Consider the following 24,640-nt stretch of genomic DNA (forward strand, 5'->3'; position numbering starts at 1 on the left):
CCCAATAATCCACATCAAACCGCTTAGAAGATTCTCCTGCTAAGACATTGAAATACAGATATTGATAGGGATGCCAGCGTACCATCCAAAAGGTTGTCAGGCTCAATGAAATAATCACAACAACATTTAGACTTGTGCGCAGTACTTTTTTGGCATCAGTAAGATCTCGTAAAAAGACAAAACCTCTCATAGCGACTAATAAAAAAGCAGGGTAAATAAAATACATCTGGCGCCAGCCGTTATAGAGAACTGAATTTAAAACAATGACGGCGGTGAGCGGTGCTAAAAAGAGCCCTAAAAATAAGAGATCTTGTAATTGATCTGAGTTGATCCAGAGTTTTTTGCCTGCCAGGATCAGATTGCGTAAGGTACCAATAGCGCCAACCAAAAAGAGTAGGGAATAGAGGATGGGAGTCGTGATGCCAATCCAAACCGGAATGTAGTACCAAGGAAGGGACCCACTAGAAACAATCCGCCCCATAAAGTACATATCAATCACATGTCTAAAGCGCGCCATGTTCTTAAAGGCAGTAATAAAGTTGCCCACAGGATCTAGCCAGAGCCAGGGCCAAAAAGCGACCACTAGCGCTGCCATAGCAAGCAGATAAATACCCAAAGCGCCAGCAGTCTTACTAGCACCAAGATCTTTTCTGAGAACTAAGGCGGCTAATGTCACGAGCGTAGCGGCTGGAATGATGATGGCCATAATCCGGACATCAATAGCGATGGCGCAGGCTAAAGCATGCCAAAGACCAGTCTTCCAACTAGGCTGCAATACAAATCGAATAAGTGTGTAGGTGGCAATGACAAAGGTGGACATGAACACCAGATCTTTGTCATTAAAAAAGCCATCTCCAAAGATCCGGGGGCTGAGCACTAAAAAGAGGGCGCCTAATAAGCCCAATGCTTGACTTGAGTAACGCTCTTTAACTAAGCGATAAAAGAAAAAGACCGCACAGAAAAAAACCAAAAAGGTAAGCAGGTGACGGAAAAAATACACATCCGCATCTTGTAGTTGTAATAAGCGTACTAAAAACTCAGCGGGCAGCTCAAAGGCAACTCCATAATCACGATCTTTTTGAGCTAGAAAGAGACTGGCAGGATCTTGGAGTGGTGCTGCACCATTGAGTAGAAATGGAATCTGAAAAAGGTTGGCAAGATAGGCAAGGCTAGTGAGGCCGATTTCACGCTGTTGCTGTTCATCAGTGGAGACGCCAAAATCTTGGTAAATCCATAATCCTAAGCATAAGAAAGTTACAAAAAAAGCAAAAACCATTCTTGAGGATATAAACACTTTTGAGAGAGGCTTTAAGGCTTTGCTAATCATTAAGGGGTATTTTAATTTCGAGCGATTTATGAAAATACAGCCGATTTAATGCCAATCCCTAGCTTTCGCTCATCAGCCCCAATACCAATGCTCTTAGGGCTAGCAGCATCCGGAAATTGAAAACGGATGGTGATAAAAGGCATACCCCTTAATTCTTTTGGAATATCAATTGCCAATGTATTTTCTTCGGAGCTTGATAGCAAAAATTGTTGAACCTTGGTTCCATTGACATCCACATTAACTTGTTGCTTGGGGTGATTAGGAGAAACAAAAGCCTTGGTATTGAGGGTAATAGTTGATGGTCGATCAGTTGGCATTGGTAATACGAGTTCCGCACTTGAGCCATCCGACCAAATGCCGCCCCAACTTTCTCGTATAGACCAGCCTTTAGTAATAAATTTTTCTCTATTGGCCCAGTCGTTTGCGAATGAAATCTTCTGACCGCGTCGTATGTAGGAGATCCCATCTAAATTTCCCAGGTATCCAAGGGTAACGAGGTGATCTTGGAGGCTCTCAGCGCCCTCAATTTTGACTAAATTACCTTTTTGGATTGAGGGATCATAGTCATAGAACCATAAATTAGTGGGTGCAACCTTCCACCAATGATCAATAGAAAGAGATCCATTTTCAAATTTTAAATTACGAAAATCTCCCCGTCTTGTATCAATAACAGCGCCTCCACCTACTTGTTGCTTGGTAAGAATTGCGAGTGCAGAGCCGAAATCCCATGGCTGACTGAATACAATTTCATTGTTGTAGTTTTTGGTGAGAAATTGTGGAAGGTTACCGATAACAGTAGCATGTTTTGGGACTTGATTTTTTTCAACTAACTCAATTGCATCACTCAATATCTGATTTTGTAATTTCCAAGACTCAATATACCCATCGCGTTGTATCGAAAATGAAATGGAGCTAAAAAATCCAAAAGTAATAATAAGTATTAGTAAAAACTTTTTAATCAGGGTATTTTGAGTAATAGCAACAAGGCTGCAAATCAGAATCGTAAGTGAGTACCAGGTGGATGAAAGCCCCCGTGCTTGATAGCCCCAAGATTCTGCAGCCGCTCCAGAAAGAATGAAGATTGATGAAGATCCTATAAAGCAGGCGGCTGCAACAAAAAAGAATTTCCAATGTCTTTTTTTATCTGCTTGGGGTGGGAGTCTAAAAGCAAAAAATATTCCTGCAATCATCAATAGGGCTGTTAATACATCATAAGTAGTTACAAAACCATTACTTTTAATAAAGAGCGCTGGAATTTGAGTTGTAAATACATTTATCCAGGTATAAAAATTTACTATTAATGTATCTGGCGTGGCAGCCAAACGAGAGTAATCAATCTCATAAATTCTTGGGGCCGCTCCCTTTTGCCAAAGTATTACTACAAATAGAATGCTTAAGATTGGCAATACAAAGTGAATGAAATATTTTTTGAAATGAGTAAATGGATTATTCGTATTCAGAATAAAAGGTAAAAGAAAGTTCAATCCCAGAAGCGGAAGAATTACTTCGTAAGTTAAAAATCCGCAAAGTAATAATAGGTAAGATAAGCAAAAAGAAACTTTTGATTTTGTTTGGCAATACGAAAAAAGAAGCTGTAAAGAAAGTGCCCAATATAGGAAAGCTACTGTTGCAGTCGATTGGTTGATTGGCGATGCTATAACGGGCATTGCAATCATTGGGATACTGGCAAGAAAGGCGAATACAAGCGCAGGAACCCAGCCGGCTATTTGATAAATAATACGAAATGTAATGCCGATAGCCAGAAAATAAATAACAGTATTAAAAATTAAGTAATACGAAAAATGAGTTGTAAATAAAAGAGTGGTTGCGGTAATTGGCAGCGGAGCGAGTGGCCGATTGGAGAAAAGAGGAAACCATGACTTGTAACACTCAAAAAATCCTGAACATGAAAGATTTTGTGAGATATCACCCCAATCATCAACAATAATCCCGCCCTTTAAAAGCAGAGGAAGATAGGTCGCTAATATAAATAAAACAAGTAAGGTACTTGTTAAATATAGAGATTTTTTATTTAAACTTGGTACGACGATCATTAATAGGGGTGTTCTGTCTATGTATAAAGAATCGATTCCGTATTTTAGGGCATATACAATGAGCAAATTCGCTAAAATCACTGAATTATTAGGTATTTAGGCCCAATTGATGGTTTAAATATTTAAATTGAATCGAGGATCATTTTGTCGGCAAATCACCAAACTAAGCCAGATTACCTGCGAGGACATCTCGAGATATGCCGCTTTGATCATTGGATCAAAAATGTCTTTATTCTTCCGGGCTTATTAATTGCCATCAGCATTTATCCCCAAAGCATTAATGCTGGATTATTCATATCCATAGTGATCGGGTTTTTGGCTGCAGGATTGGTGGCATCAAGCAACTATGTCATTAATGAAATCTTGGATGCCCCTTTTGATGCATTGCATCCCACTAAACGTCTTCGTCCAACGCCAGCAGGTCGTGTTCATATTCAATGGGGATATGTCCAGTGGATAGTGTTGATGCTAATAGGCTTAGCTTTAGCCTCATTAGTTTCTCAGGCTTTAGTTTGGGTCTTGCTCTGGCTTTGGGTGATGGGTTGTATTTACAACATTCCGCCTGTACGCGCCAAGGACCTGCCTTATATTGATGTGCTGGTTGAGTCGATCAATAATCCCATCCGTCTATTGGTAGGTTGGTATATCGTTTCTCCACCATTTCAGATTCCAGTTTCGCTACTCATTTCTTACTGGATGATTGGTGCCTATTTAATGGCTATTAAGCGTTTTGCTGAGATGCGAGATATTTCAAGAAACATATCTGCAAAGCAATACCGTAAGTCATTTGGCTATTACACCGAGCAGAACTTGCTGGTTTCCATCATGTTTTATGCAGCTACCTCTATGCTCTTCTTTGGCGCTTTCGTGATGCGCTATCGATTGGAGTTAATTCTGTCTTTTCCTTTGGTTGCCTTCATTATGGCCATGTACCTAAACTTGGCTTTTAAAGAAGACGGTAGCGCCCAAGCCCCTGAAAAGTTATGGAAAGAAACCCCTCTCATGTTGGCATCATTTTTATGCCTCATCTTGATGGTATTTCTCATGAATGTTTCTTTGCCCGCCTTTACTGCATTCTTTCAACAATCGGTTCTTAATTAATTCTATAGGGCTATAGAGTAAGCATGCCCTCTAGTGCAACAGGGAATTCAGTAAGGAAGACAGCGCTCGCTTATTTGATTTTGCTGTTTGTGAGCTCTTGTTTGAGCTTATTTTTGTTTATGCGTAATCCCTGGCTGGCTTCGGATCTGAATACAGATTCCTATGTTTGGTTCTTAGAGTTTTCTCGCACCATTTTTCAGTCCCAGTCTGCTTATTACGCGGAATCTATTCTTCTACCCCTGCTGGCTAAGATTCTGGGCGCAACTCAAACGCTGATTACCTATAAGTTGCTTTGCGGCCTATTAACTGTTTGTATCTTGCCTATCACCGCTATCTTTGCTCAGCGATATTTTCAGAATCTGTTTAAAACTTTACTATTCATTATTTTATTTGGGCTTTCTTTTCAGTACTTGCAGTTCTACATTCTGGGCTTCCCTGACCCTCTGACAATTCTTCTATTGGTATTGGCAGTCTTTCAAAAGAGATTGGGTGTAATGTTTGCCTTATTGGTTCTCGCAATGCTCTCACACTTCTCAATGGCCGCCCTGAGTGTTATTGGCTTGATTGGCTTAATATATTTTTCGCCAAACGCGGTTCTTTATTCTCAGAAGAAATTAGTTGCTATATCAATTGCTGCCATTCTTGCTGGAAAAGCCTTTTTGCTTGCTTGGTATGCCGTCTTTCACTACCAACTACTTAGTAGATTAGATTGGGCCCTTGGTAAGGGTTACATATTCTTTCTAGAGCGCTATGAAACCAATATGGCAGGGTTCTGGTTGACACCTGGCATTCCATTTTTAGCTCTTTATTTCTTGATCGCTGCTTATTTTCTGATGCAGAAGAAATTTGCTTTTGTGTTCTCAGCACTTCTTGCTTTAGCCATTACCTACGTGGCTCTATTTTGGACGGTCGATGGCTTAAGAGTATTTGCTGTTGTCATTGCAGCACCATATGCCTACTTACTTCTGAGCTTTATAAATAGCCTGCCTTTTTGGAAGGCTGTTAAGTAGCTTACTTAGATTCAATAATCGGTAAGGCGAGTTCTTCATAGCTGCCAATAGCTTCGATCTTGCCGTGATCGAGTTTGACAAGCATTGAACAGTCCTTAAGCGTGCTTAAGCGATGTGCAATCATGAGAACGGTGTAATTGGACCCCAGGTTTTGAATGGATTCCATAACGGCAATCTCAGTTTCGGTATCTAGAGCGCTCGTTGCTTCATCAAAAATCAAGACATCAGCATTCTTGTAGAGCGCCCTGGCAATGCCGATACGTTGGCGCTGCCCGCCAGAAAGACGCGTGCCGCGCTCACCAACAAAGGTTTCATATCCTTGAGGAAGCCCCTCAATTGTCTTGGCGATCTGAGCCTGTGCAGCGACACGTTTCACTCTCTCATGATCAATCTCATGCTTCGGAATGCCAAATGCAATGTTCTCTTCGATCGTCGAGTCTGCTAAATAAATTGTTTGCGGAACGTGGGCAATATGCATTTGCCAGGCACGATGATTAGCTTCGGCAATAATTTGATTATCAATCTCCAAAGCGCCTGCACTTGGCCTTAGTAGGCCCATCAAGATGTCTAATAGCGTACTCTTACCAGCCCCAGTGGTACCAATGAAGCCTACCCGGCTACCCTTAGGAATGGTAAGTGATAGCTTATCCAGAATGAGTGGCGAATTTTCTCGATACTGAAAAGAAACATCCTTCAGATTAATTTCTTTCTTAAATAGAATCGGCTCTGAAGGCAATTGATTAGCATATTCCGGTAGCGGCTGATCCAGAAAATCCAAAGTGTCTTTGAGTGAGAACTGGTTGCGTAATATCGCTGTCCAGGCACTGTAAGCAAGCTGCATCACTGGCAGTAAACGCTGTGAAGCTAAAGCAAGGGCTCCCACAATAGGTATGGCTTGGTTGATTTCATTCGATTGCTTGGTAAGTACAAAGGCAAGCAAGGCAATCAGTAGCATACCTAGTGCTTCAGTTACAAAGCGGGGGCTCACACTGATGAATGAGCTAGTGGCATAGGCTTTACGTAAAACAGAATCAGACTTTTGATAAACCTTACAGTAAGCATCCTGTGAGCCATCAATCAAAATATCCCGAATGCCGCCTAAACCTTCTTGTAAAGACTTAATTACCCGCGCCGACTCTACAGTAATGTCTTTGCTGTTATTCATGAGCTTTTTGCGGGTGACTTTCATGGTCACGAAATACATCAAACCAAATATGCCGAAAGCTGCGGCGGATGGAATGGGGGCGATTACCAAAAGAGTGCCCAACATCAACACCAACATAATCATCGAGCTCAATACATAGAGCGCTGACATGATGATGCCATCTGTGACAATTGTGGTCTTGCCCGTTACACCATCAATAATCTCGCTAGTATTGCGAGAGAGGTGAGTTAAATAAGGCTGATAGAGTGTTTTGCGATAGATGCTGTAACCAATATCGGCGCCAGTAGCAAATGACAAACGCAAACTGACTTTGAGTAATACCAAGCGCATGGCGCCAGCAACGATGGCTGTAAAGCCAAAAAGTAAAGTAAGGGGTAGCAATAGCTCACCCTCAGACTGAATGCCAGCCAGTTGAATAAATGGTTGAGCAATCGGCAACTCAAACACCTGCTTGGGGTTTGTGAGTGCAGCTAAGAAAGGCACAATCGCCCCCAAACTTAATACCTCTGCAAAAGACACCAAAACCATCAAGACCAGCAATAAGGCAAATTGGCCTTTGCGACGTGGGCTAAAGTGTTCCCAAAGCCTAAATAGGAGGTGAGGGAGTTTTTCTGAGGAAGGCACGCTATGGATGAAGGTTTTGGGTTGGTCTAGGTTGATTTTTGTTGTTTGAGCTTTTTATTCAGGCAAATCACCCGTTTAGCCTCATTGGGCTCGGGGTAAAATGCGCTATGGCATTAATTTTAAAGCATATTTCTGCAAATCAACCTACTCAATCTGGCCTTTATGGGTCTGTTGAAGCTGATCGGTGTCGCTAAATTCATGAAAAGTGCTGTTTTATTCCTCATATTCAATCGTCCTGAGACAACGATCAAGGTATTCGAGAAAATTCGTGCAGCCAGACCTCCCAAGTTATATATCTCAGCCGATGGCCCTAGATCCAATCGCCCTGGTGAATTAGAGCGCTGTGAAGAGGCTCGCAAGATTGCTTTAGGTGTGGATTGGCCATGTGAAGTTAAAACTTTATTTCGAGAAAGCAATCTGGGTTGCAAGATGGGAGTTGCTTCCGGAATAGATTGGTTTTTTCAAAATGAAGAAGAGGGCGTCATTTTGGAAGATGATGTCTTGCCAATGCCTAGCTTCTTTGCTTTTTGTGATGAGATGCTTGAGCGCTATCGCAACGATCCTACGATTGGCATGATCACGGGATCGAATCTGGTTTCAAAAAGATTAAACAATGATTCAAGCTATTTTGTAAGTCATGTCCCATTGATTTGGGGATGGGCTACTTGGCGCCGCGCTTGGCAACATTACGATGTCCGCATGGAAAATTGGCCGCAATGGTCCAGAAGTGACAAAATCACTAAATGTTTCCATGGTGATCAATTGGTATCAAGCCACTGGCGTGATGCTCTAGATCGGGTTTATCAAAATGGCATGGATACCTGGGATTACCAGTGGTTATTTACTTGTTGGCAAGCGGGCATGTACAGCATTATTCCTGCGCAAAATCTCACAGACAATTTGGGTTATGGCGTTGAGGCAACTCACACATCCATGCACAAGCCGGATTGCTTGGTTGAATCTATACCGCAAGATCTCACTTGGCCCCTGGTTCATCCTAAAGTACTCGCACCAGACTGGAAAATCGATCGCATGATGTTTGAGCGTATCCATGGTGTAACACTGAAGGGTTATGTGCGCAGACAATTGCGCCCTTTACGCAAAATCTTCAATGGCATTATCGGGAAGTAGAGAATCTGCGAATGAATCTGCCAATAAAGCTACGCGTACTCGCCATGAATCACTCTGACACTTCTGGTGGTGCAGCCCGAGCAGCTTATCGAGTGCATAACGCTGTTAGGCTTTTGGGGGTTGATTCAACGCTTCGCGTAAATCAAAAGTCACTGCAGGATCCTACAGTGCAAGGCCCTGCTAATAAGTTAGGACGTTTGCTAGCCAAGTTTTACTCTGGAATGGGACAGTTATTAATCAAGCCCTTCAAAAGTAATCCTAATATCTATCAATCAATCGCCTTAATGCCCACTAGTTGGGCTACCCGATTAAATTCATCGCAGAACGATGTGGTGCACATGCATTGGGTTAATGGAGAAATGATTTCTATTGTAGATATTGGCAAAATTGATAAGCCCCTCATGTGGACCTTGCATGATATGTGGGGCATTGCTGGTGCAGAGCATTATTGTGAGGATGCACGTGCACATGATGGCTATACAAAAGAGAATCGACCAGAGGGTGAAACAGGTTTTGATCTCAATCGCTGGACCTGGTTACGTAAAGTAAAGCATTGGAAAAAACCCATATTGATAACGACGCCAAGTCGTTGGATGGCAGAGAAAATTAGTGAGAGTGAGCTAATGAAAGGTTGGCCAGTGATGGCCATTGCCAACCCGCTGGATACAGAAATTTGGCGCCCTATAGATCAGTTCATTGCTAGAGAAGAATTAGGTCTTCCGCAAAATGTACCTTTGATCTTGTTTGGTGCCTCAGGTGGCGCTGCAGATCCACGTAAAGGATTTGATTTGCTTTTGGAAGCAATACCCTTGCTGCAAAAAAGCATGACCGCTCAGGGCATGAGCTCATTGGAGCTAGTAGTTTTTGGTCAGGATGCTCCCAGGGGTGGATCCGATCTATCTAATTTAAATATCCTAACGCATTACATGGGGCATATTAATAATGACCATACATTGCAATTGCTCTATAGCGCTGCTGATGTAATGGTCGTACCTTCGCGTCAAGAAACCTTTGGCCAAACAGCTAGTGAAGCCTTAGCTTGTGGGTGTCCTGTAGCGGCTTTTGGGGCAACTGGTCTTTTAGACGTGGTGGAGCATCTGACTTGTGGCTACTTGGCCAAGCCTTATGATCCACAAGATTTAGCAACAGGCATAGAGTGGCTGATTCGTTCACAGCAGGATGAAAAGAATGCAGGACGCCTTAATGACTCATCCCTGCGCCTTGCTGCGAGAAAGCATGCGGTGGATCACTTTAGCTATCCCGTGATTGCCAAGCAATATATTGCTGCCTACCAATACGCAATCAAAATGCGTTCATAATTTGGTTTATTGTTAATCGATCAATACGAATACGGAATTTGAGAATGCTATCAACCATCAAGAAGCAAATATTGATGATCGGCGAAAAGCCGATGCAGACTCTACTCGATCGTAAAGCTACTACACAGACTCATTTACAGAATATTCCTCCGGTTGTTTATCAAACTTGGGAGGTTGATTATTTTGGCAAGACCCATTTTGCTCAGATAGAAAAGTTTCGTGATCTTAATCCTGATCTCAGCTTCGAACTATTTGCTAAAGAAAAGTTAGAGACTTATATGGAAGAAGTATGGGGCGATCATCCTATTTACCCTATTTTCAAAAAATCGAAGTTTGGTCCGATGTTTGCCGATATCTTCCGCTATTGCATCTTGCTTGAGCGCGGCGGTTTTTATTTTGATATCAGCAAGGGCTGTTCTGTGTCGGTTTCATCTCTCTGCGCTGCGAACTCTACGGGTTTAATTTCATATGAAGCGCATGATTGCGTAGTGATCCCGAATATGAAGGCGATTGAGCGTATGGCTCACCCAGAGAAATACATCCTGCAGTGGGGCATGGGTTTCGCAAAAGGTCACCCCATTTTGCAAAGGCTCATTGAGAATATCTGTGAGTACTACCCTTATTTCAAAGGGAAGTCCTTTGCCATTCCCAAGAATGCCATCCTGAGCCTGACTGGCCCCGGCATGTTTACCAAAACGATTCGGGAGTTCTTTAATGAATCTGCTGATGAAAATCTGACTCAGGCCGGAATTGATTTTAATGGATCTGGGATCTATAGCCTCAAAGGTTCTTGGGTGCGCTATGCAACGGTACCTGCTTACACCACTGCAAATTCAACAATTATTGTTGATTAAATAAATTACCCTTTGCTGGAGTAGCGTTTTCTGATGAGGTAGAGTGGGCGCTGCTTGGATTCAAAATAAATACGTCCAATATATTCACCAAGTACACCGAGGCAGATGAGTTGCAAGCTGCCAAAAAACAGAATGACCACTAAGAGTGAAGCGTAGCCAGGCACATCAATGCCAAATACCAAAGTTTTAATCACTACAAAGACTGCGTAACAGAACGCAAAGAGTGCGCCAATTCCGCCGACATAAGTCCAGACTTTCAATGGCACCAAGCTAAAGCTGGTAATGCCTTCAATTGCAAAGTTCCACAGCTTCCATCCGGAAAATTTAGTCTCGCCAACCAGTCGCGCATCCCGAACGTATTCAACGGTAGCGGTCTTAAAGCCCACCCAAGCAAATAAGCCTTTCATAAAGCGCTGGCGTTCCGGCAATTGCTTGAGTGCATCTACAACAACTCTATCCATTAAGCGAAAGTCACCCACGTTTTCTGGAATTTGCAAACCAGATAGTGTGTTGTGTAAGCGATAGAACATTAAAGCTGTAGTTCTCTTTGCATAGGAATCAGTAGAGCGATCGATGCGTTTGGCCAAAACCACTTCAGCGCCTTCTTGCCATTTTTTGAGCATCTCAGTGATGAGAGCAGGGGGGTCTTGTAAGTCAGCATCAATAGGAATGACGCAATCACCAGAAGTGGCATCAATCCCCGCAGTCATTGCTGGTTCTTTGCCGAAATTGCGGGAGAACTCTAAAACCGTGACTCGAGGATCTGTCTTTGAAATCGCAATCAGCTGCTCTAGGGTGTTATCTCGGCTACCGTCGTCTACGCAGACGATCTCAAAATCAAAGTCTGGCAACTTTTCCATAGTCAGTGCCATCACTTGGTAAAAGTGGTTTACGCCTTCCCCTTCGTTATAGAAGGGGGTAACTATGGAAACTAAAGGGCGTTGGGCCATGTCTTTGATTTAATTAGGGTATCGGTGGCATTTTAAGCCAATTTATTCGTTATATTAGTTTGAATTGAGGATAATGAGGCCAAAAGAAGACGGAGGCCCTAGGGTAGTTAACCTGAAATCCGGATTATTTAGAGTAAATCGTAAGCAAAACGGCGAAAGAACATTTTTATGGCGTCTCAAATTAATCCCATAGTGGTTGATTTAGATGGAACCTTGATTAAGACGGACATGTTGTTTGAGTCTGCCAATCAATTTATTACCGAGAACCCACTGCATTTTTGGCAACCATTCATATGGTTGATGCGAGGTCGCTCCCATCTTAAAGAGCAGCTTGCTCAGCGTTACCGTTTTGATGCCGCCAATCTTCCCTACAACGAAGGGGTGGTTACTTGGCTTCGTTCTGAAGCAAGCAAAGGTACTCCAATTTATTTAGCTACAGCTAGCAATAAAGTGATTGCTGATGCCGTAGCTTCTCATCTGAAATTATTCACCGGGGTTTTTGCAAGCGAAGGCGATGTGAACCTCAAAGCTAGTCGCAAGCGTGATCGCCTAATTGCGGAGTTTGGTGAAAGGCAATTTGACTACGTTGGTAATGAAGGTGATGATTTAGCTGTTTGGGAAAAGTCAAAAAATTCCCATGTGGTCAGCAGCTCAACTGTTTTGTTATCTAAAGTCGATAGCCTTGGTAATAAAGGCAAAGTATTTGCATCACAAGCGGGTGGATTAAAGCCTTTGGTGAAGGCGATGCGCTTACATCAATGGGTTAAGAACCTGTTAGTCTTTTTGCCGATTTTGGGTGCACACCAAATTAGTAATACGCCAGCTCTGATTGAGGCTGTTTTAGCATTTATCTCCTTTGGGCTTTGTGCCTCATCTGTTTATTTATTAAATGATCTCGTCGACATTGAGAATGATCGTCAGCACGCACGCAAAAGAGCACGACCATTTGCTGCAGGCAAACTCAGTCTATTGACCGGCTGGTTGCTCTGGCCCATTTTGACTATCAGTGCATTTGCGTTAGCCTGGGCAACCCTCCCAGCTGCATTTACTGGTGTCTTATTGGTTTACTTTGCTGTGACGCTGGCGTATTCATTCTCCTTAAAGCGCTTTGCTATTTTGGATGTATTAGTGCTCGCTGGTTTATATACGATTCGCATTGTTGCAGGTGCTGTGGCAACTGGTATTCCGTTGTCATTCTGGTTGCTGACTTTCTCGATGTTCATTTTCTTAAGCTTGGCGTTCATGAAGCGCTATAGCGAACTCAAATCTGTAAAGGATGCGGGTCAAGAGGGCAAATTGCCAGGGCGCGGATATGCGGCCGATGATCTTGAGGCCGTATCTGCGATGGGCGTGGTTTCGGGTTACTTATCTATTTTGGTATTGGCTTTGTATATTCAAGATAGCTACACTGCAGTGCTGTATCGCACACCGCAGATTATTTGGCTCGCTTGCCCCTTAATGCTCTATTGGGTATCACGCACTTGGTTGATTACACATCGTGGTGCCATGAATGATGACCCCGTCATGTTTGCTATTAAAGATCGCGTGAGTCATCTTGTAGCTTTGTGCTTTGTTCTTATCTTTATCTTGGCTGCTATCTAAATGGAAATATCTGGTTGGGGTCGTTATCCCAAGATTGACGCCGAAGTTATTCTTCCTGCAACAGCATTAGCTTGCGCGGAAGCTCTAAAAGATCCCGGCATGCTTATTCCTCGTGGCTTAGGCCGCAGTTACGGTGATAGTAGTATTGCTCCTCAGGTTTTAGAAACCAATGGAATGCAGTACTTTCAAGAGTTTGATCCAGAGACTGGTGTTCTGGCTTGTGATGCCGGCGTATCTCTTTATGAGATCTTGAATGTATTTGTGCCTCAGGGCTGGTTTTTACCGGTATCGCCAGGTACCCGCTTTGTAACTCTTGGTGGTGCTATTGCGAGTGACGTACATGGCAAGAACCACCACATTGACGGCACCTTTTGTGAGCATGTTCTCTCTTTTGATATTGCCTTGGGTAATGGTGAGATTGTTACAGCAAGCCCAATGCAAAATCCAGACCTCTTTCATGCGACTTGTGGTGGAATGGGTTTAACAGGCGTTATTGTCTCCGCTCGCATTCGACTAAAGCCGATTACCTCCAGTGAAATTCTGGAGACTACGATTAAGGCCCCCAATCTAGATGCAGTACTTGACGGATTTGAAAAGTACATCGATAGCACCTATTCAGTAGCGTGGATTGATTGCTTAGCAAAAGGCGCTGATCTAGGACGTTCGTTGCTAATGATTGGTGAGCATGCCACTGATGGTGGATTAAAAGTAGCAAGTAAGAAACCCATCACCATCCCATTGGATGCGCCAACCCAATTGCTAAACCCACTTTCAATAAAAGCCTTCAATGCGCTTTACTACGGCAAAGTACTTCAAGCTGAGCAATCACGACGCACCTCATTTGAAACCTACTTTTATCCCTTGGATCAAATGCTCCATTGGAATCGTTTGTATGGAAAGCCAGGCTTCTTGCAATATCAGTTTGTTATTCCAAGCGCTACAGGTCGAGAAGGTATGCGCCGCATCTTAGAAGAAATCACTGAATCAGGGCAGGGCTCATTCTTGGCAGTGCTCAAGGCTTTTGGCAAGAAAAATGAAAATTATCTTTCCTTTCCAGTGGAGGGGTATACCTTGGCATTGGATTTCAAGGTCACGCCGAGCATTTTCAAGTTGCTGGATCGCTTAGATGAATTAGTCTTGCAATATGGTGGTCGCTTATATTTAGCAAAAGATGCCCGCATGACCGAACAGACCTTTAAAGCAAGCTATCCTCGCTGGCAAGAGTTTGAAGCCGTGAGAAGCAAGTACCACGCGATTGGAAAATTTGCCTCTCTGCAATCTAAACGCTTAGGTCTTGCTTAGTTCAAATTTAAATATTAATAGAGTTATACAGAAAGAAATGATGAAAAGAATTGTGATCGTTGGCGCCACTTCAGGCATTGCAAAAGAGTGTGCTCGTATTTGGGTAAAAGAATCTCCGGTAGATTTAACGCTCGTGGTGCGAGATGTTGCTCGTGCGCAGCCACTGATTGCTGATCTTCAAGTGCGTAGCCCGCATTCCAAGATTGAAGCCATTGCCGTAGACTTTAATGATGCTACTGCAATTCATAATATAGTGGAGGTGGTTTATCACAGTAGAACGATCGATAACGTTCTGATCGCACACGGTACCCTGCCAGATCAAGTCGATTGTGAGAAGGACCTCAATCTCTGTAAAGAAACCTTAGAGATCAATGGCGTTTCACCATGCTTGTTTGCCGAGGCTTTTGCGCAAGTGATGCAAAATCAAGGGAAAGGCAATATTGCTATTATTGGTTCTGTAGCCGGAGATCGTGGTCGTAAATCCAATTACATCTATGGTGCTGCCAAAGGTTTAGTCTCCCGCTATGCTCAAGGTATGCAACATCGTTTTGCAGATAACCGTCTCAAGATCACCTTGATTAAGCCAGGCCCAACTGCCACCCCAATGACCGAGAAGATGCGTTCCAAAGGTATGAAGATGGCGCCTCCTGATTTGGTAGCAAAGGAGATAGTAGAGGGTATCGCTAAAGGTAAGACTGTGATCTACACGCCGAAGAAGTGGCAAATTATCATGTTGATCATTCAGCATCTGCCTAGCTTTGTATTTAATAAGCTCAATATCTAGGCACTAGATCCAAAGATGGGTTGCTTAATAGGGGTACTGTAGGTTGACTACTTATCGCTCGGATATAGATGGTCTTCGTGCACTTGCTGTTCTAGCGGTATTGGCTTTTCATGCTCTGCCAACGTTATTGCTAGGTGGATTTGTCGGTGTAGATATCTTTTTTGTGATTTCGGGATATCTAATCTCATCCATCTTATATTCCAGCCTTCAAGATCGGCAATTTAGTCTTCTCGATTTTTACTCACGTCGCATTCGTAGGATCTTCCCCGCTTTAATTACCGTCTTCATCGCTAGCTTTGCGATGGGCTGGTATTTCTTTTACGCAGATGAGTTCATCAACCTGGGTAGGCACATGATTTCAAGTGCTACCTTCATTCAGAATTGGATCCTGGCTGCTGAGAGTGGATATTTCGATACTTCAGCTGAGACCAAGCCATTCCTGCACCTTTGGTCACTAGGTGTGGAAGAGCAGTTCTACATCATTTGGCCATTACTGCTATGGGGCGCTTGGAAGTTGCGTATCAATCTACTGAAGTTAACCTTCATTTGCTTAGCGGCCTCATTCGCTTGGAACATCTACGAACTCTATGTTGCTCAAAGCACAATTGCTTTCTATCTACCCCAAGTGCGCTTTTGGGAATTGCTCATTGGCGCAGTGTTTGCTTATATCCATTTAAATCCAGACTCAACCCAAGCATCTTCTCGCCTCTTCTCTGTGCTTGGGCTGGCAGATGAGAATGCACGCTCAATTATTGGAGCCACTCTTTTATTGCTGAGCTTCTTCTTGATTAATAGTCAAAAAGTATTTCCTGGATTTTGGGCAATCCTGCCAACCCTAGGTACAGTTTTATTAATCTCTGCTGGTCCTAACGCCATCCTGAATCGCTCCGTTTTATCCAATCCATTTGCGGTTTGGTTTGGGAAAATTAGTTATCCGCTCTATCTATGGCACTGGGTCTTATTGGTATACCTGCGAATACTTGAACCCGACTTATTTGCTAAGGTTAAATTCCGTCTTTTTGCACTTGCATTGGCAGTACTGCTTTCATGGCTGACTTATCGTTTCATAGAAAAGCCTTTACGCTTTGGTGCCCATGGAAAACAAAAAACCTGGATCTTAATTTCGACAATGATTGGCATCATCTTCCTTGGCAGAGAAATTCAGAATCAAAGTGGTATGGGTTATCGCTTTACAGCGAGTGCTGCCTACCTAGGTGGTGACTTCCAGGCCCAAATGCGTAAGAACCTAGAGGATGACTATCAGCAAAATGCTGCTGCTTGTGACTTTTCACAGCCTGAGAAAAAAACCAATCAACCAAAGACTGATATTGCGAAGGCTTGCTATGAGGTAGATCCCAAAAAACAAGCTGTGTTCTTATGGGGCGACTCTCATGCGCAAATGCTAGCTTATGGACTTAGAAATAATTTGCCTTCCGATATGCAGTTGCTGCAAGTGGCTAGCGTAGGATGTAAGCCGAATCCAGCCCAAGCAGAAGACTCTAGTGTAAGTTACTGTGAGCGCTCTAACTATGTTGCTTTAGAGACTATCAAAAAGACTCATCCCCAAACAGTGGTTATTGCTCAAAGTACTGCGTGGAAGTCATCTGAGGTGGAATCATTAACTACCACCTTGAAAAAGCTAGGTGTACAAAGAATCGTTTTTGTTGGCCAAAGCCCTGAATGGTCAGATGCGCTACCTACTCTGATGATGCGCAAGCAAGTAGTAGGAATTCCACAGCGTACCAAGAGCGGCTTAGTTCCTGAAACTCTAACAATGAATGAGCGTACCAAACAGCTTTTTGCTACACCGTCCGCTGGGATTGCTTTCGTGGATTTGATTGATCTATTTTGTAACGTTGATGGTTGTCTGGTGTATTTGGGGAATAATCCTGTTTCTGGCATAACTTACTTTGATTCTCATCATTTATCGCCAGTGGCATCTGACTATTTAGCAAAAAATAGCCTAGTCAAAGCCATTCTCGGAAAATGAGGGCATAAAATAGGTCTATCAAATAAACACTGAGCCTGAATTTGCAAAACCACAACCAATCTACTGAGGTAAATCAGTGCCTGCAAAACCCTTGTGTTTTGATTACGGGCTCTTCGGGTTTTGTAGGCAGTCGTCTAACAAACTTTTTAAGTACTCATTTTCCAGAAATGGAGTTACGTCTTGCCGTTCGTCACCGCCCTGATGATCATCAAGCTCCGGGTGTATTATCTTCTGGATCAGTTGAAGTGGTGGGAGATATCAACCCACACACAAACTGGACAGATGCACTCAATGGCGTGGATCTAGTCATCCATCTAGCTGCACGCGTTCATGTCATGAATGATGTGTCCCTCGATCCTCTTGAGGAATATCGCAATGCTAATACTTTGGCAACTATTCATCTTGCAGAGGAAGCTGCTAAAGCAGGTGTTAAACGTTTTATCTATTTGAGCTCTATTAAGGTCAATGGCGAAGAAACTAAGCTTGGTCAAGCTTATTCAGAAGATTCAACACCTGCACCAATCGATCCATACGGTGTGAGCAAATGGGAGGCCGAGCTTGGATTAGAAAAAGTCTGCACTCAGACTGGTATGGAATTTGTGATTATTCGTCCGCCATTAGTTTATGGTCCCGGGGTAAAGGCGAATTTTCAAAAGCTGATTGGGCTGGTTGCAAAAGGATTGCCATTACCATTGGGCGCCGTTCATAACCAGCGCAGTATGTTGGCATTAGATAACTTGGTGAGTTTTATTGCTGAGGTTATGACAAATCCCTTGGCTACCAACCAACGCTTCTTGCTTTCTGATGGGGAGGATGTATCCACAACCCAATTGCTAAGAATCATAGCTAAAGGAATGGGTAAGTCAATTTGGTTGTTACCAGTTCCCGCATTTATTCTGAAAGGTGCGGCACAAGTATTCGGTGCCTCTGCAGCCGCAGATCGCTTGCTCGGCTCTTTGCAAATAGATTCTAGTAAAGCACGCCAATTACTACATTGGCAGCCACCACTCTCTGTAGAAGAGGGAATTGCTATTACCGCTCAATCGTATTTGAAAAACTCATGAAACGCATTGTTGATCTTATTCTCCTATTGATTGCATTGGTTTTTTTATCAATACCAATGTTGATCGTGGCCATCATCGTCAAACTGACTTCACCTGGCCCCATTGTGTTTTGGTCTGACAGAGTAGGGAAAGACAACCGCATCTTCAGAATGCCCAAGTTCAGAACCATGCAAGTCAATACACCTAACGTGGCTACCCATCTCTTAGTCGGTGCTGGTAGTTATCTGACGCCAGTCGGTGGCTTCTTGCGTAAATCGAGTTTGGATGAGCTGCCTCAGCTCTGGTCCGTTTTTGTTGGGGATATGAGCTTTGTAGGACCAAGGCCCGCTTTATATAACCAAGAAGATCTGATCGCAATGCGGACCGAGCGTGGGGTGGAAGTATTGGTTCCCGGAATCACCGGCTGGGCCCAGGTCAATGGACGGGATGAGCTCGATTTGACTGAGAAGGTCAATTTAGATGCCCAGTACCTGCAAAAGCAGTCAACCAGCTTTGATTTTTATATCCTGTTCCTCACCGTCTTGAAGGTTTTCAGGCGTGAGGGCGTTTCTCACTAGGGTCTGTAAATAATCACTAAAATGGCAGCAAACTGACAGGACTGTCATGAAAAAGGAATTATTAGAGTTACCCCGTTGGGTGAAGCAGTTTGCAGCGATGCTGATCGATGTGGTGTGTGCCTTGCTCGCCACCTGGTTGGCCTTTTCCTTGCGCCTAGATGAGTGGCATGCCCTGATTGCTGAGCAAAAGATGGCCTACATCTTGGCTGTGGCCTTATCAATTCCTATTTTCTTTCAGTATGGTGTTTATAAAACCGTTCTCCGTTTTACTGGGGCGCATACCTTAGCTTTGATGAGTAAGGCGGTTGGTATTTATGGCGTGCTGTATTTCGCAGCAATTTTTATGTTGGCCTCGCCATATATCTACCGCAGTATTGGTTTAGTACAACCCATCATCATGTTCCTTTTGATGGCACTGGCACGAGTTGCCGCCAGCCTTGCTTTAGGCTTTAGATCTTATGGCAATAATGGGCGACCTGTTCTGGGAACCTTATTAATTTATGGTGCTGGTCATTCCGGCATGCAGATTGCTTCAGCGCTACGCCAGTCTGGCCAATACTTCTTAGCGGGCTACATTGATGACAGTACCCAATATCAAGGTAGCAATATCAACGGCCTCATGGTGTATCCGCCAAAAGAAATTACTCGATTAATTGATACACATGGCGTAACCGATATCTTATTAGCAATGCCCTCAATTGATCGCGCAAGACGTAATTCCATTTTGAGTGACTTGCGCGAGCTTCAAGTGCACGTCCGCTCTTTGCCTGATTTAGTTGATTTGGCTCAGGGTCATGTCACCGTACTTGATATCAAAGAGCTTGATCCTGATGACCTCTTGGGGCGCGAGCCGGTTGCTCCTAACCGTGAATTAATCGAAAAGAATATTCTGGGTAAGACGGTGCTCATCAGCGGAGCGGGCGGCAGTATTGGCTCAGAGCTTTGCAGACAAATATTACAAGTAGGTCCAAAGCAATTACTGCTTTTGGACCATAGTGAGTATGGACTTTATGCAATTGAGTCTGAGCTGCGCGCACAACTCAATGCCAATCCTCAGCTAAAAACTGATCTCATTCCACTATTGGGTAATGTGCGCGATGCTGAGCGCTTAGAAGTTATCTTTACGAGATGGTCAATTGATACGGTGTATCACGCAGCGGCTTATAAGCATGTGCCGCTGGTTGAGCATAACCCTTCTGAAGGATTGCAGAACAACGTATTAGGCACTTTGAATTTAGCGCAGGCTGCCAAGAAACATCACACTGCAAACTTTGTCTTAATCAGTACTGATAAAGCTGTTCGTCCAACTAATGTGATGGGTGCAACAAAACGTTTTGCTGAATTGGTGTTACAAGCATTAGCGAATGAGGAAAATTCTAAGACATGTTTTTCTATGGTGCGCTTTGGTAATGTTTTAGGTTCTAGTGGATCGGTGGTGCCATTATTCCGCGAGCAAATTAAAGCTGGTGGTCCAGTGACCTTGACCCATGCTGAAGTAACGCGTTATTTCATGACGATTCCGGAAGCGGCACAGTTAGTCATACAAGCGGGCGCAATGGCTAAGGGCGGTGAAGTATTTGTGCTCGATATGGGTCAACCCGTCAAAATCTATGACCTAGCTAAACGCATGGTCGAGTTATCTGGATTGAGTGTCAAAAATCCAGAAACAGGTGCCGGTGATATTGAAATCGTTGTCACAGGGCTTCGCCCAGGAGAAAAACTCTACGAAGAGCTCCTGATTGGTGAAAATCCTACTTCTACACCGCATCCAAGGATCATGATGGCCAGGGAAGACTTTTTACCTTGGAAGGCCCTTGAGGCGGAATTAACCTTGTTACAGGCTGGTCTAGCTAAGGATGATTTCCAGGTGCAGGTAGAGCAGTTACAACGCCTTGTTAACGGCTATCAGCCCTCGGGCAACTATAAGCCTAGCGCTTAGGCCCTAGGCATACGCTACGCTGGCATTTCTAGCGGACTTTGACTTTATAATCAAAGTCTTAGCAAATTTAGAGAAATTGCCACTTACCCCACTTCAAGCCTATGAGTAGTCAACCAGATTCCTTGCACGGTTCAACCCTGCCTTCCGAACGAACCTTTGGTTTCGTCTTTACCGGAATCTTTTTCATTATTTCTGGATACCTTTGGTACCACGATGGCAAGCCTGTGGCCATTCAAGCCTTTTTTGTCCTGGCAGTTGCTTTCTTGGCTTTTGCTATCTTCATGCCGATTATTCTTCGTCCTTTCAACAAGGCTTGGTACCAATTAGGATTATTGATGGGGCGTGTAGTTAGCCCAATCGTCTTAGGCATTTTGTTTTTCATTCTGATTACACCAATTGCCATTGTGATGCGTATAGCCGGAAGAGATCCCCTGAAGTTACGCAAGCAAGATGTTCAATCTCATTGGATTGATCGTGCACCACCAGGACCTTCTTCCGAATCGTTTAAAGATCAGTTTTAAAAATTCAGTAAATCCAAATTACCAAGGTTAGCTATGTCATTTATTAAAGAGTTGTGGAAATTTTTAAGAGTCCGTAAGAAGCTATGGCTCCTGCCAATTATTATTGTCATGGTGGTCTTAGGTGGCTTGTTGTTATTGGCTGCAAAGAGCTCAGTAGTAGCACCATTTATTTACACCTTGTTCTAAAAACTCAGAATTAAGAACGAAGAACAAAGACGCGCATGAAGATACTGGGAATATCCGCTTACTACCACGACTCAGCCGCTTGCTTAGTAGTTGATGGCGAGGTCGTAGCTGCCGCTCAAGAAGAGCGCTTTACTCGTAAGAAGCATGATCAAGCTTTTCCAAGTAATGCGATTAACTATTGCTTAACCGAAGTGGGTTGTACTCCAGCTGATATTGATTATGTCGTTTTCTACGATAAGCCATTCTTAAAGTTTGAGCGTCTACTAGAGACTTATTTGGCTTATGCCCCAGTAGGCTTTAAATCGTTCGCTACAGCTTTACCAGTCTGGTTGACTGATAAGCTTTTTCAGAAGTCGGTGATTACTGGCGCTCTTAAAAATTTGTGGGGCAAGGATATTGACTGGGAAGCGCGTTTACTCTTTTCTGAGCATCACTTAAGCCATGCAGCAAGCGCCTTTTTCCCATCACCATTTGAAGATGCTGCCATTTTGACAATGGATGGTGTCGGTGAGTGGACAACGACTTCTCTTGCAATTGGTCATGGCAATAAGCTTGAAGTGCATAAGGAAATTCATTTTCCGCATTCATTAGGATTGCTCTACTCAGCCATTACTTACTACACCGGCTTTAAGGTGAACTCTGGTGAGTACAAAGTGATGGGCTTGGCGCCTTACGGTGAGCCTAAGTATGCCCAGCTGATGAAAGATCACCTCATCGATATTAAAGAAGATGGATCATTCGCACTAGATATGAGCTATTTCAACTACTGCACTGGTCTGACTATGACCAATGAGAAGTTCGATAAATTATTCGGTGGCCCTCGTCGTTCTGAAGAAGCAACCCTCACACAACGTGAGATGGACTTAGCTGCTTCCATTCAGGCGGTTACTGAAGAAGTGGTTATTAAATTAGCACGTGGTATCCGTAAATCAACTGGTCAAACCAATTTATGTCTTGCTGGTGGTGTTGCATTGAACTGCGTAGCTAACGGAAAGTTATTACGCGAAAACATTTTTGACAATATTTGGATTCAGCCGGCAGCAGGTGATGCTGGTGGTGCGGTTGGCGCTGCATTAGCTGCTTACTACATGATGTTGGGTTTGCCGCGTAAGGTCGATCCTGCATTGCAAGACGGCATGAAGGGTTCCTACTTGGGACCCGAGTTTGCCCAGCCGGATATCGAGCAACGTTTAGCAGCAGTTGGTGCGAAGTTTACCAACCACTCCGATGAAGAAATCATTGCCCTAACTGCCCAAGCATTGGCAGATGATAAAGCAGTCGGTTGGCATCAAGGTCGCATGGAGTTTGGCCCACGCTCTTTAGGTGCTCGATCTATCTTGGCAGATGCCCGCTCACCAACAGCACAAAAATTATTAAATCTGAAGGTTAAGTATCGCGAGTCTTTTAGGCCATTTGCGCCAAGCGTTCTGCGTGAAGATGTCTCGGAATGGTTTGACATTAATACTGACAGCCCGTACATGCTTCTCGTTGCAGATGTCAATGAATCTAAGCGCTTAGCGATGACTGAAGACCAAAAGAAACTCTTTGGAATCGAGAAGCTCAATGTACCTCGCTCAGAAATTCCTGCGGTAACGCACGTGGATTACTCGGCACGCGTACAAACCATTCATAAGCAAACTAATCCGAAGTACCACGCTTTGGTGAGTAAGTTTAAAGAGCTCACTGGTTGCCCAGTGGTAGTGAATACGTCCTTTAACGTGCGTGGTGAACCGATTGTGTGTACTCCTGAAGATGCATTCCGTTGTTTGATGGGTACCGAGATTGAGTTCTTGGTGGTGGGTAATTCGATTATGCGTAAGGAAGATCAAGATCCTGCGCTTAAGCTTGATTACAAAAATGCTTATGAGTTGGATTAAGTTAGATAAAGTTCGACTGAATTTAATCTGAAAAACATTCGATACGGGATATCAATGAAGACGCTGAAAAAACTCCTATTCCCAGTAATCTTAGCGGCCTTGGCCGCTTATTTGTTTTTTAATGCATACACGCAACGCAGTGTTGCTAGCTTCTTATGGGCATTCAGTGTGGCGCTGATGGCAGTCGCCGCTTTAACGAGCTTTCTACGCAACTCCGTCATCACAACAATTTCTATTGTGGTGACATTGGCAATTGCTGAAACTGCATTGGGTTACTTACCAGCCTTGATTGCAAAGAAGCCGGACTCTGGCATCAATACCGCTAAAGATAAATCGATCTTTGCATATTTCGATAGCGCTCAAACATACAATACGCCAGCGTATTGGCATTTAGGCCAATTTGGCAGTCAGCCAAAACCGGGTGTCTTTACAGCAAAAAAGATTGCCTCAAATGGCGATGTGCTCTACGACACCATCTTCAGTATCGGTCCCGATGGCTTTAGAGTGACACCAAAATACGGAGATAAGCAGTCTCATCGCATTAACTTCCTCGGCGACTCTTTTACCTTTGGTGAGGGCGTGGCAGATGATGAGACCATGGCTTATTACGTAGGTGACTTAGTCAACACTCATAAGCAGAGTGTAGAAAAGTGGGTACCATTAGAAGTGAAGAACTACGGTATTCATGGTTGGGGAATTCATCAAGGTTTAGCGGTCTTGCAAAGCGACTTAGATACCAAAGCAAATCTTAATGTTGTTCTTACGGCCCCATGGCATGCCAGCCGTGTAGGCTGCGCTGACTTCTTTAGCTTGGGCTCGCCGAAGTACCAGTTACAAGCTGATGGCTTGGTTAAGCGTGATGGTTACTGTCGCTCCTTTGGCTGGGTAGAGCATTCTCCTAAAGCCTTGCGTGGCCTCATTACCTCATCCAAGGTATTTAATCTAATTCAAGATAGTCTGCTCGTCACCTCCGATCAAGATAAGCAACTCGAGATCTATCTGGGTGTACTGAATACCATCGCCGCAGAATCCAAGAGGCGTGGTGAAGACTTAGTAGTGGGCTTTATTAAGGCAGATGATCAATGGTTTGTCGGCACATATAACAATGAAAAAGTCTTAGCTGCTATCAAAGGCATGGGCATCAATGTCATTGATATGACCTTAGCTGATAAGAATGAGTTGCTTGCGCGTAATTACTATATTCATGAGCTTGACAAGCATCCTACGGGTGCTGCCAATTTAGCTCGCGCGAAGCTCTTGATGAATAATATTGCTAAGTAATT

General features: G+C 43.7%; 20 protein-coding genes. 16 read left to right on the plus strand and 4 right to left on the minus strand.

The genetic code is table 11. The features are described from left to right. A partial coding sequence (locus ICN38_RS09580; protein WP_216256870.1) for a glycosyltransferase family 39 protein occupies window positions 1-1,276 on the minus strand: 1,276 nt, incomplete at its 3' end. Window positions 1,277-1,353: 77 nt separating this feature from the next. After that, complete coding sequence (locus tag ICN38_RS09585) at window positions 1,354-3,462, minus strand: hypothetical protein (protein WP_216256871.1); 2,109 nt, start codon at window positions 3,460-3,462, stop codon at window positions 1,354-1,356. A 63-nt stretch (window positions 3,463-3,525) separates the two neighbouring features. On the opposite strand from ICN38_RS09585, the gene ICN38_RS09590 reads away from it, so the two are divergent. Beyond that, window positions 3,526-4,482, plus strand: a complete 957-nt coding sequence (locus ICN38_RS09590) for a UbiA prenyltransferase family protein (protein ID WP_216256872.1) — start codon at window positions 3,526-3,528, stop codon at window positions 4,480-4,482. Window positions 4,483-4,505: 23 nt separating this feature from the next. After that, a complete protein-coding gene (locus ICN38_RS09595; RefSeq protein ID WP_216256873.1) occupies window positions 4,506-5,492 on the plus strand; it encodes a hypothetical protein in 987 nt (328 codons plus the stop codon). A 1-nt stretch (window position 5,493) separates the two neighbouring features. On the opposite strand, the gene ICN38_RS09600 is transcribed toward ICN38_RS09595, so the two are convergent. Continuing rightward, on the minus strand, window positions 5,494-7,281 hold the full coding sequence (locus tag ICN38_RS09600; RefSeq protein ID WP_216256874.1) for an ABC transporter ATP-binding protein: 1,788 nt from the start codon (window positions 7,279-7,281) through the stop codon (window positions 5,494-5,496). 198 nt (window positions 7,282-7,479) lie between these two features. Here ICN38_RS09600 and ICN38_RS09605 point away from each other — a divergent pair, with 198 nt between their 5' ends. From ICN38_RS09605 to ICN38_RS09615, 3 genes are read left to right on the plus strand one after another with little or no spacing between them, the layout of a single operon-like run. Continuing rightward, window positions 7,480-8,412: a glycosyltransferase family 2 protein gene (locus tag ICN38_RS09605; RefSeq protein WP_216256875.1), complete on the plus strand. Its 933-nt coding sequence runs from the start codon at window positions 7,480-7,482 to the stop codon at window positions 8,410-8,412. A gap of 11 nt (window positions 8,413-8,423) precedes the next feature. Further along, on the plus strand, window positions 8,424-9,731 hold the full coding sequence (locus ICN38_RS09610) for a glycosyltransferase (RefSeq protein WP_216256876.1): 1,308 nt from the start codon (window positions 8,424-8,426) through the stop codon (window positions 9,729-9,731). A 44-nt stretch (window positions 9,732-9,775) separates the two neighbouring features. After that, on the plus strand, window positions 9,776-10,585 hold the full coding sequence (locus ICN38_RS09615; RefSeq protein ID WP_216256877.1) for a glycosyltransferase: 810 nt from the start codon (window positions 9,776-9,778) through the stop codon (window positions 10,583-10,585). A 5-nt stretch (window positions 10,586-10,590) separates the two neighbouring features. On the opposite strand, the gene ICN38_RS09620 is transcribed toward ICN38_RS09615, so the two are convergent. After that, a complete protein-coding gene (locus ICN38_RS09620; protein WP_370624397.1) occupies window positions 10,591-11,544 on the minus strand; it encodes a glycosyltransferase family 2 protein in 954 nt (317 codons plus the stop codon). Window positions 11,545-11,703: 159 nt separating this feature from the next. Between ICN38_RS09620 and ICN38_RS09625 the strand changes: the two genes are divergently transcribed. The 11 genes from ICN38_RS09625 (at window position 11,704) to ICN38_RS09675 (ending at window position 24,638) form a co-directional block, all read left to right on the plus strand. After that, complete coding sequence (locus ICN38_RS09625) at window positions 11,704-13,137, plus strand: UbiA family prenyltransferase (protein ID WP_216256879.1); 1,434 nt, start codon at window positions 11,704-11,706, stop codon at window positions 13,135-13,137. Continuing rightward, entirely contained in the window at window positions 13,138-14,439 is a 1,302-nt protein-coding gene (locus ICN38_RS09630) for an FAD-binding oxidoreductase (protein WP_216256880.1), read from the plus strand. It begins immediately after the preceding gene. Between the two features lie 37 nt (window positions 14,440-14,476). Further along, window positions 14,477-15,223, plus strand: a complete 747-nt coding sequence (locus tag ICN38_RS09635) for an SDR family NAD(P)-dependent oxidoreductase (protein WP_216256881.1) — start codon at window positions 14,477-14,479, stop codon at window positions 15,221-15,223. Window positions 15,224-15,266: 43 nt separating this feature from the next. Further along, a complete protein-coding gene (locus tag ICN38_RS09640; RefSeq protein WP_216256882.1) occupies window positions 15,267-17,213 on the plus strand; it encodes an acyltransferase family protein in 1,947 nt (648 codons plus the stop codon). Window positions 17,214-17,254: 41 nt separating this feature from the next. Continuing rightward, window positions 17,255-18,277 (plus strand): SDR family oxidoreductase, encoded by a 1,023-nt coding sequence (locus ICN38_RS09645; protein ID WP_255562805.1) that lies wholly within the window; start codon window positions 17,255-17,257, stop codon window positions 18,275-18,277. After that, complete coding sequence (locus ICN38_RS09650) at window positions 18,274-18,834, plus strand: sugar transferase (RefSeq protein ID WP_216256883.1); 561 nt, start codon at window positions 18,274-18,276, stop codon at window positions 18,832-18,834. Before ICN38_RS09645 ends, ICN38_RS09650 begins: the two co-directional genes overlap by 4 nt. Window positions 18,835-18,880: 46 nt before the next feature. After that, on the plus strand, window positions 18,881-20,773 hold the full coding sequence (locus tag ICN38_RS09655; protein WP_216256884.1) for a nucleoside-diphosphate sugar epimerase/dehydratase: 1,893 nt from the start codon (window positions 18,881-18,883) through the stop codon (window positions 20,771-20,773). A gap of 101 nt (window positions 20,774-20,874) precedes the next feature. Further along, on the plus strand, window positions 20,875-21,294 hold the full coding sequence (locus ICN38_RS09660; protein ID WP_216256885.1) for an SxtJ family membrane protein: 420 nt from the start codon (window positions 20,875-20,877) through the stop codon (window positions 21,292-21,294). A 33-nt stretch (window positions 21,295-21,327) separates the two neighbouring features. Beyond that, complete coding sequence (locus tag ICN38_RS09665) at window positions 21,328-21,480, plus strand: DUF5989 family protein (RefSeq protein WP_216256886.1); 153 nt, start codon at window positions 21,328-21,330, stop codon at window positions 21,478-21,480. Between the two features lie 35 nt (window positions 21,481-21,515). Beyond that, on the plus strand, window positions 21,516-23,357 hold the full coding sequence (locus ICN38_RS09670) for a carbamoyltransferase (protein ID WP_216256887.1): 1,842 nt from the start codon (window positions 21,516-21,518) through the stop codon (window positions 23,355-23,357). Between the two features lie 54 nt (window positions 23,358-23,411). Further along, complete coding sequence (locus ICN38_RS09675) at window positions 23,412-24,638, plus strand: hypothetical protein (protein WP_216256888.1); 1,227 nt, start codon at window positions 23,412-23,414, stop codon at window positions 24,636-24,638. The last annotated feature ends 2 nt before the right edge of the window (window positions 24,639-24,640 follow it).

Origin of the sequence: Polynucleobacter sp. AP-Melu-500A-A1, from assembly GCF_018882125.1 — a bacterium.
Classification (GTDB): Bacteria; Pseudomonadota; Gammaproteobacteria; order Burkholderiales; family Burkholderiaceae; genus Polynucleobacter.